This is a genomic window from Sphingobacterium sp. MYb382 (assembly GCF_037572665.1).
Taxonomy (GTDB): Bacteria; Bacteroidota; Bacteroidia; order Sphingobacteriales; family Sphingobacteriaceae; genus Sphingobacterium.
The window spans coordinates 259674-274520 of sequence record NZ_JBBGZT010000028.1; the positions used below are offsets into that span (position 1 = coordinate 259674).

The window sequence follows — 14847 nt, forward strand, 5'->3', positions numbered from 1 at the left end:
TTGGTTACCTAGTTGAATACTAATATCTTCGTCTTCAGATAATACTCAACTAATTTATAGGGAAAGAATGAAAACCTTGCAACAATTATTTATGGCCTCGATGCTGGTTACGCTGGTCGCTTGTAATCAAGAAAACAAAACCTCCGAAGCTAATAAAGCGGAGTCAATGCGCCGACAAAAAAATATAACATTTGACGATTTCAAAAAAATAAAAGGTGTCGATAATGTGCAAGAGGTACCCTTTCATGTATTTACCAAGCTCGATTCTATACACTTTTTTGTAGCTCCTAGTAAAGATTCAGCGTCCTTGAAAATAGCGTACGACAAGCTTGATAATTTCTATGGATTCTCTGAGTTTGATGATTTTTATTCCATTCATTTTAGCATAAATAACAACATCTCGAATAGCATTGAAGCATTCGTTTTAAAGTCTGAATTTACGGCCGCTTTTGACTTAACCTTAAAAGGGGTAGATCTCTATCAGATAAGAAGTAGTACCCTAAATGAGGTCAACGATTTTAAAAATAAATCGTTTAGTAGGTTTGGTACCATTGTAGAGGTGGAAGAACAAGAGTTCAATACAGCTTCAAAAAGTAAAATCAATGAAGGCTTAGTAAAAAATCCATCCGTAAAAGTGAAAGGTGAAAACTGGGTAACGACGGAAGGTGATAAAGAAACAGTAATCGTACTCCATGAGAATGTATCTACGGAAGATGGACCGTTAAATAATGAGTATGTAGGGCGTTCACCCTATTTAAATTTGGAGGTTTTTAAAGAAACATCCGTCGATGTGCCCGATACCTACTATTCTTTTTATAGTGTGAAACCATCGGCCGAGTTTCGCCTGTTTACCGGCGGTTATCCCCAAATTATACCTAGTAAAAATTGGATTTCTTATGTCGGTTCAAATAATGATGTAGGCAGTAATTTTACCGTCTGCAAATATGTAGAGCGGAATATCACGCAAGGCGATCTTTTGTATGTGAACTTTACCAATTTCAAAGTTGCTAACGAAACCAACGCCTTTTGGGCTGATGACCGTACCTTTTATCTAGAGGCTTATCCGGTTAATTCAGCATCAACAAGAAATAGAAGACAAAAAACTGCTTTCCTGAAAATTCAACTGAAGCCCAATTTATTCTAAACAACAAAAACGTATAATTTTTTTTAAATCGATATCATGAAAAAAATAAATCTAGCTATCCTTTTTTCCTTGCTGTCTTTTATGACTTTTGCGCAGTCGCTAGACGTCGTTATTAAGCAAGATGGAAAAGAAATTCAACCGGTCAACAATGTCTATGAACTAGCAAAAACCCCATTCTCTTTTGTTATTTCGGGGGTAGATATTGAAGGTTTCTTGGTGGGGGCCACCACCAATGAAGAGGTATATGAAGAGGCTGTAGCTCCGTTTAATCCAGACGTCCAATGGTTTCAAAATACAGGCATGGCAGAGGAATTGTTTAACCCATATAAAGAGCTTTATTTAATGGATCAAGCACCATCCTTCTGGTACTTTGTGGACGCCAAAGATCATCGATTTGATAAAAACGCCAAGGGGGATGTAAATCAATGGAAAGGAACACGCACCATTACACGTTTATATGATATCATAATCGATGAAGCTGTAGCCTTAAAAGATTTTGAAGGAAGCGTCTACGTATTAATGTATGACCCTGAGTATGATGAAGATTTTGATATGGTAGGGAAGGAAAACCTATTCCAAGCACAGCTGAAATTCAAAGACTAATTTTACCCATATTTTTAGATTGACAATGGTCCTGCTTTTTTCGAAAAGCAGGATTTTTTATTTAAACGTCTTTTACGCGATAATAAGCCCATATTCTATCGCTAGTTTGATAGCGGAGCTAATATTGGCCGTTTGAAATTTTTCAATAAGATTTTTCCGATGACTCTCCACCGTGTGCGGACTTATAAAAAGCTTTTCAGCGATCTGATTGGTCGTAAGTCCTTTTGCTGCCTCTGCCAACACTTCCTTCTCTCTACGGGTCAGTTTAGGAACCTGCTTAAGTCCATCAGAGGATTCTTTCGCTAAAATAGCCTTTGTTTGCGCACATAAAAAGAGCTCTCCACCGTTAACCGTTTGTATGCCTGTAATGATTTCAGAAACAGAAGCATTTTTTTGGATATACCCCAAAGCTCCTTCCGCCAGCGTGCTATTAATAACCGGCAATTCATTATGTACACTCAGTATAATGATTTGTAAACCGGGATACTTTTTCTTTAACGGCTTGATAAGCTCAATGCTATTGGTGTCTACCAAGTTGATGTCGAGCAGCAAAATGTCAATAGTTTGCTTTGCTAAGCCCGCATTCATCTCCCGTACGTCTTTGAAACAGGCGACTACATCTATCGTGTCGCTATTTCCTAATATGTTTTTTAACCCTTCCAAAAGGAGTGGGTGGTCGTCTGTAATGGCTACTTTTATCATGATTAATGGATGGGGATTTGAAGTTCTATACTTGTGCCAATATTCAATTCGGATGAAATAGTAAGGGTTCCTTTTAAAAATTGTACTCTTGATTCTACATTATGAAAACCTGCGGTTTTTCGCATCGCCAGACTGGCTTGGTCAAAGCCTTTGCCGTCGTCCTCAACGGTTAGGGATAGTACATTAGCTTCTTCACTTAATTGAATGATGACCTCAGTAGCATCCGCATGTTTTATGACGTTATTGACCAATTCTTGAATGATTCTATAAAGCAACAGTTGCTTCTCTGTGGATATAGCATTGCTGTTATTGAGAAATTCAGTATAGATGTGTAAGCCATTGTTAGACATCCGCGAAGCGAAATCTTGAATAGTGACCTCCAGTCCGTACTTCATCAAAAGGTCGGGCATTAAATTGTGAGCAACACGCCGCAGTTCATCCACAGCACCATCTAGTTGGTCTATTGATTTTGAAATTCCTGCTTCTATGTTTTCAGCATGTCGAACATCGAGATAGGACAACTGAAGTTTTGTGCCCGACAGTAAGCCCCCCAATCCGTCGTGCAGGTCGCGCGCCAAACGGCCACGCTCTTGCTCTTGTCCCTCAAGGAGCGCTGTAAGGGTCGATATTTTAGAGTTCTGTTTTTCTTTTTCAAGGCTTAAGGCATGCAGCGCATCGTGTTGCTTCAGCAGGTTGACGCGTTGCCTATAGGCGTAAAGCAGTAAGATAATAGACACCACAAAGAGCAAGATGAAGAAAATGTAGTAGGTGTTGATTTTCTCTTTAAATGCAAGGAGCTTTTTGTAATTATCGATATCACTATTCTTTTGCTCCGCTTCCAATTTTGCCAACCGTAGTTGTTGTTCTTTTTTCTCCGATTCAAGCTCCGAAAATCTTAAACGTTCACGTTGATTTTCTTCCTTCAATCTCAGGTTGTTATACACCTGGTCCCGTTGGGTGCGAAGGATGTTCATCAGCCTTATTTGTTGTGCTTTTTGGTCGCTTTCCAGCTGCAGCTTGATATATTTTTGTGCCTGCCGCTCTTGGTCAAACTGCGCCTCTAAAGTCTTCGTGATATCTAGCTTTTCTTGGTCGTACACACTTTGATACTTCTCGACAAAGCTTTTGTAATACGTTAAAGCCTCTTTGTAATTGCCTTGCTCTTCGCTAATCTCCGATAAAGATTCAAGAATAGATAACTCAATATTATAATCGCGAACAGGGCTTTTCTCAATTTCTACAGCTGCTTTTAGAAAGTAGGATTTCGCCAAATCGTAATCATTATGCTGCAACGCCAACTCCGCTAAAATGCCAAAGGAAGAAGCGATATGGATGGCATCCCCAGTTTCTAGACTTACTTTATTCGCCAGTAGGGCATATTTCATCGCCTTATCGCTAGCATAGCTCGTATATAGATTTGCTAAGTTGATGGCCGCATAAGAAAGACTACTCTTGTTGAGCATCACGTCTTTATTTTTGTTAAATAGACCAATAGCCTGCAAATAATACTGCTCTACTTTGTTTCTCAAATTTATATCCGAAGGGTTTTGCACATATTGCTGCTCATACATGTATCCCATGCGCATGTAAGCATCGAAAATTAGGTTGAGGTCGTTTTGTTTTGATGCCAACACCAAAAACTGTTTGCTATATTTTTCCTCCAACTGGTATTCGTTGAGGTTCGCATAAATAGCCGATAGCTCCTTTACAACGTTCGCATACCTCGCGTAAAGCGTAGAAGTGGTCGGCGCACTTTCATAATAACTAATCGCTTTTAAATAGGCCGCTACGGCATCCGTAGTTTTGTTGTTGCGCGTTAATAGCCATCCTTTAGCATAGTTTAAGTACCCTCTAGCTTCCTTGTTATCCGTCTTCAAGCTGTAGCTATGGGCCATTTCAAGACTGCGTGAAGACTCCGCTTCCTTATTGTCTAGGCGATAGTTCATAGCCTGCACAGCATATAAAATTGTCGCGTATTTTCCATCGGATTGTTTCGTCGCCGTAGCAATAGTATGCGCTAAAAGCTGGTATGATTTAGCTTTATAGTTATGCATGAATAATACATTCGCATATTTTGGAGCCAGGTTCAGCTGCTCTAGTGGTTTGCTGGAAGCATTGTTATACTCTTTTTCCAATCGGCCCAAAACATCTTGTGCTTCCGCAAAAAAGGAACAAAAAAGAAAACTTAAAGTAAGTAAAAGTTTGTATATCAATGCGTCTTGTTTTTGTGGGTTATAGCCCTTAGGCACGTAAATATAACGAAAATACATGCTAATCGACCTTTAAAGGCTGTTCCTTGGTGAAAGATTTTCGTTTATGAAGTTGCTACCTGTCTTTAACTAATGGAAATTAGACTGCTGCCTTAATCCAGTGTCTTTCTCGCTTCCTTCAATAGCTTTTCAGCTTTCAGCCTTATTTCTTTGGGAAGCAGTTTGAAGTTATCATCCTTTTCTTCATGGTAGTCATCCTCTTCCTGAAATGGAATCCATCCCGTGATTTTAGCCTTGGAAAATGTTTTTTTACCAAGGCGTGTATAGACAATTACTTTCAGCGGCTTCGCATCTAGTCCGTCCGATTCTTGAAAATATGTCAGGTAAAACTCTGGGAAGCCATCTTGGTTAGCATCACCAATCTCACAGTAGTTAATTAAATAGTTAGGCTGCGACAAGCCTATTGCGAAGTCATTAAAGGTTATCTGTGGCAGTAAGCCACCATGGTCTTCCACAAAGATACCCGCATGTAAATCTTTAGGTTCGTCGTCTAGCAAAGCAGGATGCTTAGCCTTACTTTCATTTAAAAACCAAACATAGCTACCATGGTTAGGAACAAAGGTCGTTACCACCATAACCGGATGGCCAGGTAGCGGATTGCCAAACTCCTCGGTAATTTTCGAAAATTTCTTGTCTGACGAAAAATAAACCCCAGTCTGGATTTGTGCAAAACAAGACACGCTTAAAAAAAGGGGAAGTACAAGTAGCAGCTTTCTAATAATCATATAAGCAATATTTTCAGTTTTGTTGTTTAGTTCTCTTTGTATTCTTTTCCGCTGTAAATATCAATATAATAATAAATAGTTTGTGCTGAATCTAGCTGAACAGCTACCAGTCCGTCCGAATTAATGGATTTGTAGGCATTTGAGCCTATACTTTTTTTGAGCTTATTGTCGTAAAGTGTATACAGGCCGTCTTTTTTATTTTAAAGGGCATAAATATGTTATTCAGCGTCCAAAACCGAGATGTCATGGTAATCAGGCTTTATTTCCCAGTGCTGGTCACGGCTATTCCACAAGCCCATCGTTCGTATCTCTTTTTCATTTTCAATACGAATAAGGTATAAGTTAAACATACCGCTGTACGAATTTATCTTTCCAAATTTCCAACCCTTATCAATGAACGCATTCGGGAGAATCATTTTTCTATCCGGCCAAACGATATTACCCACCTGGTCTAGCACTTTAAAATTGTCTGCATATATGGAGTCTAAAACATTTCCTTTCGTATCGATGTAGAGCCAATCGTAAGCCCAAACAGCATCATCGTAGTTGAACACGCCCAGCAAGAAATAGGGCGTATTGGTGATAGAATAGACTAAGGATGTTTTTTTTAGGAAATCTATTTGTGAAGGCGTAGCCTTCGCAATTCTCTTCGGAAACACCTTCTCATATTGCGGAAAAGGGTAGACATCCCCATTTTTGCGGTCTACCAAAAGTTTAGGGACCTCAGGTGCATAGCGATCCTTATTAACTTCAGGAAGCGTAATCGTTTCCTGATCCAGCTGGATAGATAGGGTTTCTGTGCCGGTCAATCCCGCATGTAAAACCTTTTTTTTGGGCAGCTCATATACCGAGAATTGGCCACCAGAATTTTTTATATAACGTTTGTTTTCTAGCAAATCAATAATATGGCCTTCCACCTTAGTAAGTCTATTTTTTTTGATTTTGTAGATGGTCTCATTCCAAAATAGGTGGTTCTCATCGATAGGGAAAAAATTTAGATAATAGCTATGCTCCAAATAGGGGGCGTCATCCTGGAGTATGATTTGTTTCGTCTCCAACACGCCGACTTCTATTTTGCGATAGGTCTGCACTTTCGTGATGCCGCCGCCCAAGATGTTCCAGTCCCATTTCCAAAAAGGCATTTTCTTCTCGTACTCGACCTGTTTTTTATAGAAAGTAAGCCCATTCACAACATCCAAACTGATTTCACTAGACGTAAAATCCAATACCTTTTTTTCACGCTCGTCTATGACGGCATGTTCATTTTCAGCATTCACAACGATAGCGAATCCCGTGGGCGTGAATAATGAAGCACTCTTGTATGGCTGATTTGTAAGGGGCTTCAAACTTATTTTATCTACATAGATAAAGTTGCTTTCCTTCGTTAAGAAAGGGATATTAGGAATAGCTACCATCTTGGGTGGTTCTAAAGTAGGTGCTTCTGGTTGTTGTTGCGTACATGCTACAACTGAATTCAACATAAAAAATGTACTAAATACGACTAATCTCATGTTACTAAATTTGATTCATTGTAGGAAGCAATATTAACGAGTAATCATGTAGCAAACAATCCCGATTATCAGCTATATTTTAGCCTAATGTCCGTTTTGAACGTTTAAAAGGGCCTTAAATTATTTTAAAAACGATTGTAGCCCTGAAATCTTAGAATTTTGTATTTTTGCCAACAATGAAGCGATTTATAGTCTTGTTGTTAATTGCCATAGTTGTGGTGCAGTCCTTTAGTAGGATTTGGATCATGACGGCTTTTTACATAAACCAAGCCTATATCGCTGCCAACCTATGTGTGAATCGTTTTGAACCTGTAGCCACTTGTAAAGGCTCCTGCGATTTAAATGATAAGCTCGAAAAGGAGCGTGAGAGCGAACAAAACCAAGTGAAACAGAAGTTTCAAGAAGCTGTAGTCTTGGTGCCACAGCTACATTGGGACACCCCTAAAATGGCCGATACTCCTGTGTCGCGCGATATATTTCCCACCACAAACCCGATAGAATACCCATTAGGCTATCTGAGTACCATTTTCCGTCCACCATTAGCATAAGCTGATTTCTCAATCGACTTTTTTTAATGTATTCTTAATGGATAATCATGGACAAACATGTACAAAAAATACCTGTTTACCCGATCCGTAAGTTTGGAGCAACGCAAGACTTTTTTTGGATGGAGGCTTTGGAATCGGGTATCGAAACACATACTTGGTGGCAAAATCCACACCAGCAAGCTTACTTTATGCTGTTGTATCTAGAGGATGCCCAAGGAAGCATCATAATGGATGGACAGCATATAGCGGTACGTGCGCAGATGGTCGTCTGCAGCAAGCCAAACGCGGTAAACAGTATCAAATTAACCCAAGGGACAAAAGGGTGGCTTCTGGCTTTTTCGGCTGATTTTTTCAGCCTCCGTTTTAACAGCAATGTGCTACAGCAATACCGACATGTCGCAAGTCGCGAAGGGGAGTTGCTATGCCTCTCAGAGATTGAGCAAAGCAAATGGATGCAGCTCGGCGAGTTGATGCTCCATGAGTTCCAGCAAGCGAAGCCTGCATACACCGTTTTGCGCTCCTACCTGAATATTCTTTTGCATGCCGCAGAGGCCGCCATGCAGGCAAATAAGCCCAACGGCGATAGGCCACAGCGTCGACACGAGAAAGTTATTCAATTTCAAGAACTGCTAGATCAGCATTTTTTGGAAAGCCGTAGTCCTTCATTTTATGCTGATAAATTGAACATTAGCTTGCATTACCTCAATAAACTGTGTAAGATGGATTGTCAAACAACAAGCGGACAATTGATTCGAAATCGTGTGATGACCGAGGTGAAACGTATGTTAAAGCATACCACATTTTCTATTGCTGAAATCGCCTATCAGTTGGGATTTGAAAGTCCTTCATATTTTAATACCTTCTTCAAAAAACATGTAGGCTTTACGCCTGAAAGCTTTAGGCATACAGAATAAATGAACGGTTTCTTTTTACCCTTCGGGAATGTAGGAGTGGCTCCCAAAAAGGTAGGATGCCTAATTTTACTGCTGTTAATAGCTGGGATGTAGATAAGGATAAAATTGTAGAAATAGGGAGCGCAATACTTGCCCTAAAGGTGCAAGGGACTTGAAGCACAGATGAAGCATACATATAGTATGAAAAAAAGGGTTCCCTTTACGTCCCTTTCCAGCGACTTGGAACAAGGACGGAGATACCCTTTTTTCCTGAAATTAGCGATACATCTATTTTGTAAATAGCGATTGCTATTCTATTTTCTTTTTGTTTTCATCATAAAGCCCTACCAATAGGCTATTTCCATTTTTATCAACTTTAAGCCCTCCGTATTTCGCCTTATCATATTTTTCACCTTCTCCTTCCTGAAAGAAGTAGGATTCAGCACCCAGCAGTATCTCGTAGTTCTCAGGAGCCGTGTAGTTGATCGCATACTCACCCGTTTCCAGGGGAGTAAGGCTGCTTTGCATACGTACTTTCTGTGCTACGCCTAGGCTATCTAACCGTACGATACAGAATCCGCGCCTTGGTAGCGTGTCTAAGTTGCTTTTTTCAGCGATAGCATACCGTAAGTTCATATAATCACCCTGCATCAGTGAGCGTGGGTCAACAGGTACCAATGCTAAGAGTAACAATTGGCCATCCGCGAGTATTTCTTCTTTTTGGAAAACCGATCGGTTAAAGTAAGCCAGCAGTATAATCAAGTTGGCAACGATAAATAAGGCGCTATATTTTTTCATCTGTTTCCAGTTTTTTATAAATAAGTAAGTAGCAAATAAGAAATAAAACACCTGTACTGAATAGTAAGATGGATTTATGTAATAACGTGTAGTATAGGTCGTAGTAGAATTTTGAAATGAAATATAGGAACGCTACGATGCTGATGATAAAGCCTGTTCTGTAACGCGTGTAGAAGCTAAGCAACAGCAGCAGGATGCTGTAGGATATGGGTACATAGAGTAGCGTAGGCGCCAATAAAATGATAGCGGCGGCGGCAATAGCCCAGCGTTGCATAAGCGATGTTAACCCTAAAATAGCGGAAACACGAAATAGGAGATAAGCAACCAACGAGATGACAACGATAGACGATAGCCAAGAGCTATTTGTATAGCCCGAATCAACGTAATAATAGTTGTCGCCAGATAGCAGCATGGCGAGTGCACCGATGAGTGCCGCCGTGCGGATGGGGTAGTAACGCTGCCAGCCCACGAACTTCCACAGGAGTAGACGCCCCTCGTTGAGGAACAGGTAGCATAGGAAGATAGCGAGCACAGCGATATACACCTGTAGCAATTGGGGGATATCATTCATAATAATCCAACTAACCTTAAAACCGATGATTTGAAGGGTCGCTAAGAACGTTAAGATATAGCTGTTGTTTAAATAGATTGTTAACAAAGCGATAGCTATCCCTAATAGTAAGAAGTTGTTAAAGCCAAAGCGTAGCGATTCCATTGCAATGCCCAAGCAAATAAGACCGACACCATAGAAGGCTGCGCTGCTCGTGTCCCAGACTATCTTTTTATCGAACTTTGGAATAAGAAGTCCAACGCCAATACTGATGATTCCAAAAATAAGCATGCTCCAGTTCGAGCTGAATACACCCGCAAGGAACAGGAAACCACAGAAGGCTAGACTAGCGAGTAAGCCACCGAATACGGATAAAACTTTAATAGCGATGCTACTTTCTTCCGCTGGATTTTCTATTGCTGCCACCAAGGCTTCCTCCGCAATCACTAGGGGCTGCCCACTGTGTTGCTCCAGCAACGTTTTCGTCTCTTCGATGTTTAAATTACGCATGGTCCCTCCATTTCTGTTGTAAGCTTAATAATCCTTTAATCGTAAGGGTGACGTAAATAATGATGAAAATAGTCAACAAGAGAAAGATGCCTTCGCCATTGTCGATTCTTCGTATGAGAAGAGCACTCACAATACTGATGAGGCTAACGGCAATCACGGCCAGGTGATAGGTTTTCTTCGTGCTGATGGCATAATAAACTGTGGCCGCACCCACCACAAAGTACAGAATGGGCAATACGTATGAAATTACGGCTGGTTCATGTTCAAGAATAAGCCATATGATACCTATCGTAGCATAGGTGGCTGCCGCAAGTACTAATACATGCGTAAACCAGCTCGATGTCTTCGCATTTGCCGTGCGGCTATTGAGCCAATAAGTCCCTGCAGCAATAAGGCTGTTAAGCAGGAATAGAAGCGAAACAATAGTTGCAAAGGACCAATCCTTAGCCACCTGTTGGCTGTATAGGATAATCGTCATGTTCAGCAGCGTAATAAAACCGAGGGTTAAGGGTGCGAATCGTGCAACAAGTACCCATATCGCTATAAAGACCGTCCACGCTAAGAAGAAGTCGTAGGCATTGGCTCCTGTTTGGTAAATCTGCCCAAAGACCGCAAATAGCAGGCCTACAAGCACCGAAGCGCCCGTAAGTATACAGTTTCTCGTGATGAGGCTCAGGCGAGGGGAGAGGGCCGCTAAACTAACGATAATCAGTAAGCCCTGAACCAAACCTAGCTTTGTGAATTTCGGTAAATCTGCCCAGTTGTAGGCGAAGAAAAAAACGATACCCGTAACGGTAAATCCCAGTCCCAACGCGAGCAGACTGTAGCGAAGGAGGTTTTTCCAGTCCTTTTGTTTAGGATAGGTAGTCGCTTCCAACGTGTTTTGTAAGCCCTGTGGACTGATATCACTGTAGCGAGCGACCTCTAATATGTTCTCTTTGTGAATTTCTTGCATAATGGAATGCCTCAAGTTTTCGTATATAATCCTTTCAAAATCGAATATACATAATTTTAGTTAGTGTATAACCATATCCTAAATCATCCTTTTTAGGTAGTTTTGTTACGTTATGAATATTATAATAACTTGTGGTATGTGGTTGTTTATCAATTTTATAGTATTGCTTTCATGAAGTCTTGGTTTTGCTATTATTTTTTTTGTAAATATACTTGTGTATCTTTAGTTTAACCAATTGCGAAAACCTGTTTTGCCCGAAATACGCATGTTTTCTCTTTTATATACGTAACTATTGTTTTGGTAAACGCGCCCGGTTTACTGTATACTTTTAATTTCATTTTAACCAATTTTCTAAGTAATGAGAAAACCTATGAAGTATTCAGGTGGGGGTTTTTCCAGGGGGAGAGCGTCATTTGTGATAGCGGTAAGCGTTTCTACAGCGTTAATGCTAAATTATTCGGAATCCGTGTATTCTTTTGTGCCGAAAGAACGGCGCTTGGCAGGTTTCACCATGCCTCTGTTAAATCAGCAACTGATTCGAGGGACTATTAAAGATGAGCTAACGGGCGAGTTTATACCCGGAGCCACGATTACCATCGTCGGCAAAAGTCGTTCCGCAGTCAGTGATGATAAAGGTGAATTTAGTATTGAGGCAAGTGTTGGTGATGAGTTGGAAATTAAGCATCTAAGTTATAATGGCTTTCTTGTGAAGCTCACGGATTTAGGCCCTTTAAGCATCAATCTGCAGCCCTTCTCGGGCAATTTGGAAACCGTGGTTGTTACAGGTTATGGTACGCAGCGCCGTAAAGATTTAACAGGAGCGGTAGCTATTGTCGACCCCGATGAGCTAAAGCGACTGCCGGTGGCTAGCGCCATTAGTGCGCTGCAAGGGAAGGCTACGGGAGTGCAGATTGTCAATGATGGAGCACCGGGTTCAACGCCGCAAATCAAAATACGGGGCTACAGTACCATCAACAACAATGAGCCTTTGTACATCATCGATGGCGTTCCTTTTGAAGGGAAGCTAAGTTGGCTGAACTCGAATGATATCGAGAGTATGCAGGTTTTAAAAGATGCTTCTTCAGCTTCTATTTTTGGTGCTCGCGCAAATAATGGGGTTATCATTATTACCACAAAGAGCGGCAAGCCTGGCCTAACGCAATTGAACTTCTCTTCCTATGTTGGGCTACAGGTTCCCATAACGGGGGCTTTCCCGAAGATGATGACCCCACAACAGGTCTATGATTTTAATAATGCACTGACAGGTAGTAATGATAAGCTGCCCGATTACCTACTGGCAGGAAGTAAAGGCAGTAAAGATAATGCAACGATTACGGAAGCCGATGTAGATATGGCGAAGTATAACTACTCCAATAACTCGGAGACCTTTTATCAAATTACGAAAGCCAATAAAGCCGGAACTAACTGGTTTAAAGAGCTATCACAGCGTGCTCCCGTACAAAATTATGAGTTGAATGCCTCTGGAGGGACTGATCAGGGGGCTTATACCCTTTCTCTGGGTAGCTTGAAACAGAAGGGCGCTCTCATCCATTCGGGTTTTGAGCGCTTCACAGCACGTAGTAACACCCGTTTTAAAGCGCTGGACGGTAAGTTGCGTATCGGTGAAAATATGCAGTTTTCCTATACGAAAGGATACGGTATAGGGGTGAACACCAATACGGCAGGTAGTTATATTGATGAAGGAAGTCTCATCGGCTTCGCCTACCGTATTCAAAATATCATTCCAGTATATGACGAAGGTGGTAATTTCGCTGGATCCAAAGGTGGTTGGGGAAACGGAGAAAACCCTGTAGCCATGGCGTATCGGGGGAAAGATAATTACGAAAAAACGAGTATGTTTTTCGGTAATGCCTATGCTGAATATGATATTCTTCCTGGTTTAATGTTGCGTAGTAGTTTCGGCTTGCGCTATGAGAATAGCAACGTGAGAAGTATTAGCTATCCGAATCCAGAGTTTACTGAAGGCTCATTCAACAACCGATTAAATGAAAGTCAACGTACAGGGACAGAATGGACATGGACGAATACCTTAAATTATCGGGGGCAATGGGACAAGCATAGCCTAAATGCATTAGCGGGGATTGAAGCAATTGATACGCGCTTTCGCACGCTGGCAGGCAATAGGAATGATTTCTTCTTGCTAAATAGTCTTGATTATTTTTACCTCGACGTAGGAAGCTCCAATATAGGAAATGGTAGTAATGGCGGATTAAGTGCTTTATACTCTTTGTTTGGTAAGGTCGATTACAGCTATGACGATCGTTATATTTTAAGTGCTACCCTACGTCGTGATGGTTCTTCCAATTTCGGAGCCGATAATCGCTTTGGTTTATTTCCGGGGGTAAGCGCTGCTTGGCGTCTCTCAAATGAATCCTTTTTGAAGGATGTAAACTGGCTAAGTGACCTTAAATTGCGCGCCGGTTATGGCGTAACGGGAAACCAACGAATCCCAGCATTCCAATATTTGGATCGTTACCAGGCCGTGATGTCTCATTCCAGCTATCCCATCAACGGCACGCCTGTGATTGGTCTTTGGCAGCGATCCTATAAGAATCCGAACGTGAAATGGGAGCAGGTAAATGCGCTGAATCTAGGTCTCGACTTCACCCTATTTGACGGCTCTCTTGATGGGTCCGTAGATTACTACGATAAGCAAACAAAAAATATGCTCTTCAGGGTGCCGCTGCCAGCAGTCGAAGTAGGTATGGCCGAATCGCCTTATGTCAATGTGGGAAGTATGCAGAATAGAGGTATTGAACTATCCTTGGGCTATCACTACGGTAGAAAAGAACAAAAGCCTTTCGTTTTGGATGTTACGGGAACGCTCTCGCGCAACGTCAACAAGGTTCTTTCCTTAGCGCCTAATGTAAGTTCCCAGATTTATGGAAACTTCCGTAGCATGCAAACGACGATTTTGCAGCCAGGACAACCCTTTGGTTCATTCTATGGCTATGAGGTTGTTGGTGTCTATCAAGATGATGCGGATGTTGCTAACAGTCCCTCTTATACAGGAGCTCGCCCTGGTGGCTTGAAATATAAAGATGTCAATGGGGATGAGCAGATTACGGATGCCGATCGTAAGGTTATCGGCTCGCCGCATCCCGACTTTTTATATTCTTTGGGCGTTAATGCTACGTACAAAAATTTTGACGTCAACCTATTCTTTTATGGGTCTCAAGGTAATCAGGTATATGATGCTACGCGTTATTTCACAGACTTTTCTGTGTTCTCCGGCTCGAAGAGTCAACGCCTTTTGGATGCGTGGAGTCCTCAAAACAAAGGAAGTGCTATTCCATCACCTACCGTTAATGCATCCTCTTTCGAATATGCTTCTTCCAGTTATTATTTGCAGAATGCAAGTTTTCTAAAATTGAAGAACCTCCAATTGGGCTATAATTTTCCCATGCGTTGGTTGGGGGGCGAACGCGCCAAGGTGAAAAGTCTGCGTCTTTATGTGATGGTGACCAATGTATTTACCATAACGAAATATGACGGCTTAGATCCAGAGGTAAGTGCGACAAATAGTGATTATCCAGCTTTAGGTGTTGACTTTGGGGTGTATCCGCAGGCACGACAATATAGCTTTGGTTTGAATTTAGGTTTATAACGATTAAAGA

12 protein-coding genes are annotated in these 14847 nt (G+C 41.3%); 5 read left to right on the forward strand and 7 right to left on the reverse strand.

The annotated features are described in order from the left end of the window. The first annotated feature begins 67 nt into the window (after positions 1-67). Both WH223_RS15575 and WH223_RS15580 read left to right on the forward strand, forming a co-directional pair. Positions 68-1144 (forward strand): hypothetical protein, encoded by a 1077-nt coding sequence (locus WH223_RS15575; RefSeq protein WP_340048683.1) that lies wholly within the window; start codon positions 68-70, stop codon positions 1142-1144. A gap of 36 nt (positions 1145-1180) precedes the next feature. Then, the gene (locus WH223_RS15580) at positions 1181-1747 is read left to right on the forward strand and encodes a hypothetical protein (RefSeq protein WP_340048684.1); all 567 of its coding nucleotides are present in this window, start codon (positions 1181-1183) and stop codon (positions 1745-1747) included. Positions 1748-1819: 72 nt separating this feature from the next. Here WH223_RS15580 and WH223_RS15585 read toward each other — a convergent pair whose 3' ends face one another. The 4 genes from WH223_RS15585 to WH223_RS15600 form a co-directional block, all read right to left on the reverse strand. Further along, complete coding sequence (locus WH223_RS15585) at positions 1820-2449, reverse strand: response regulator transcription factor (protein WP_340048685.1); 630 nt, start codon at positions 2447-2449, stop codon at positions 1820-1822. Positions 2450-2451: 2 nt separating this feature from the next. Then, a complete protein-coding gene (locus WH223_RS15590; RefSeq protein ID WP_340048686.1) occupies positions 2452-4719 on the reverse strand; it encodes a tetratricopeptide repeat-containing sensor histidine kinase in 2268 nt (755 codons plus the stop codon). Positions 4720-4811: 92 nt separating this feature from the next. Continuing rightward, positions 4812-5444 carry a hypothetical protein gene (locus WH223_RS15595; protein ID WP_340048687.1) on the reverse strand — a complete coding sequence of 211 codons (633 nt, stop codon included), beginning with the start codon at positions 5442-5444 and terminating at the stop codon, positions 4812-4814. 218 nt (positions 5445-5662) lie between these two features. Beyond that, the gene (locus tag WH223_RS15600; protein WP_340048688.1) at positions 5663-6925 is read right to left on the reverse strand and encodes a hypothetical protein; all 1263 of its coding nucleotides are present in this window, start codon (positions 6923-6925) and stop codon (positions 5663-5665) included. A 206-nt stretch (positions 6926-7131) separates the two neighbouring features. Here WH223_RS15600 and WH223_RS15605 point away from each other — a divergent pair, with 206 nt between their 5' ends. After that, positions 7132-7503: a hypothetical protein gene (locus WH223_RS15605; RefSeq protein WP_340048689.1), complete on the forward strand. Its 372-nt coding sequence runs from the start codon at positions 7132-7134 to the stop codon at positions 7501-7503. 47 nt (positions 7504-7550) lie between these two features. Then, positions 7551-8417, forward strand: coding sequence for an AraC family transcriptional regulator (locus WH223_RS15610; RefSeq protein WP_340048690.1), 867 nt, complete (start codon positions 7551-7553; stop codon positions 8415-8417). Positions 8418-8705: 288 nt separating this feature from the next. Here the strand turns inward: WH223_RS15610 and WH223_RS15615 are convergent, their stop codons facing one another. From WH223_RS15615 to WH223_RS15625, 3 genes are read right to left on the reverse strand one after another with little or no spacing between them, the layout of a single operon-like run. Next, positions 8706-9194 (reverse strand): GDYXXLXY domain-containing protein, encoded by a 489-nt coding sequence (locus tag WH223_RS15615; protein WP_340048691.1) that lies wholly within the window; start codon positions 9192-9194, stop codon positions 8706-8708. Next, a complete protein-coding gene (locus tag WH223_RS15620; protein WP_340048692.1) occupies positions 9181-10254 on the reverse strand; it encodes a DUF4401 domain-containing protein in 1074 nt (357 codons plus the stop codon). The genes WH223_RS15615 and WH223_RS15620 overlap by 14 nt, the downstream gene beginning before the upstream one ends. Further along, on the reverse strand, positions 10247-11209 hold the full coding sequence (locus WH223_RS15625) for a DUF2157 domain-containing protein (RefSeq protein ID WP_340048693.1): 963 nt from the start codon (positions 11207-11209) through the stop codon (positions 10247-10249). The genes WH223_RS15620 and WH223_RS15625 overlap by 8 nt, the downstream gene beginning before the upstream one ends. A gap of 445 nt (positions 11210-11654) precedes the next feature. Here WH223_RS15625 and WH223_RS15630 point away from each other — a divergent pair, with 445 nt between their 5' ends. Further along, complete coding sequence (locus WH223_RS15630; RefSeq protein WP_340048694.1) at positions 11655-14837, forward strand: SusC/RagA family TonB-linked outer membrane protein; 3183 nt, start codon at positions 11655-11657, stop codon at positions 14835-14837. Positions 14838-14847 lie beyond the last annotated feature (10 nt).

What these genes read in the sequence shown, in the direction of transcription:
- WH223_RS15630 (WP_340048694.1), top strand. Translation starts at nt 11,655, where the DNA reads ATGCTAAATTATTCGGAATCCGTGTATTCTTTTGTGCCGAAAGAACGG.
- WH223_RS15620 (WP_340048692.1), bottom strand. Translation starts at nt 10,254, where the DNA reads ATGCGTAATTTAAACATCGAAGAGACGAAAACGTTGCTGGAGCAACAC.
- WH223_RS15600 (WP_340048688.1), bottom strand. Translation starts at nt 6,925, where the DNA reads ATGTTGAATTCAGTTGTAGCATGTACGCAACAACAACCAGAAGCACCT.
- WH223_RS15580 (WP_340048684.1), top strand. Translation starts at nt 1,181, where the DNA reads ATGAAAAAAATAAATCTAGCTATCCTTTTTTCCTTGCTGTCTTTTATG.
- WH223_RS15610 (WP_340048690.1), top strand. Translation starts at nt 7,551, where the DNA reads ATGGACAAACATGTACAAAAAATACCTGTTTACCCGATCCGTAAGTTT.
- WH223_RS15590 (WP_340048686.1), bottom strand. Translation starts at nt 4,719, where the DNA reads ATGTATTTTCGTTATATTTACGTGCCTAAGGGCTATAACCCACAAAAA.
- WH223_RS15595 (WP_340048687.1), bottom strand. Translation starts at nt 5,444, where the DNA reads ATGATTATTAGAAAGCTGCTACTTGTACTTCCCCTTTTTTTAAGCGTG.
- WH223_RS15615 (WP_340048691.1), bottom strand. Translation starts at nt 9,194, where the DNA reads ATGAAAAAATATAGCGCCTTATTTATCGTTGCCAACTTGATTATACTG.
- WH223_RS15625 (WP_340048693.1), bottom strand. Translation starts at nt 11,209, where the DNA reads ATGCAAGAAATTCACAAAGAGAACATATTAGAGGTCGCTCGCTACAGT.
- WH223_RS15575 (WP_340048683.1), top strand. Translation starts at nt 68, where the DNA reads ATGAAAACCTTGCAACAATTATTTATGGCCTCGATGCTGGTTACGCTG.
- WH223_RS15605 (WP_340048689.1), top strand. Translation starts at nt 7,132, where the DNA reads ATGAAGCGATTTATAGTCTTGTTGTTAATTGCCATAGTTGTGGTGCAG.
- WH223_RS15585 (WP_340048685.1), bottom strand. Translation starts at nt 2,449, where the DNA reads ATGATAAAAGTAGCCATTACAGACGACCACCCACTCCTTTTGGAAGGG.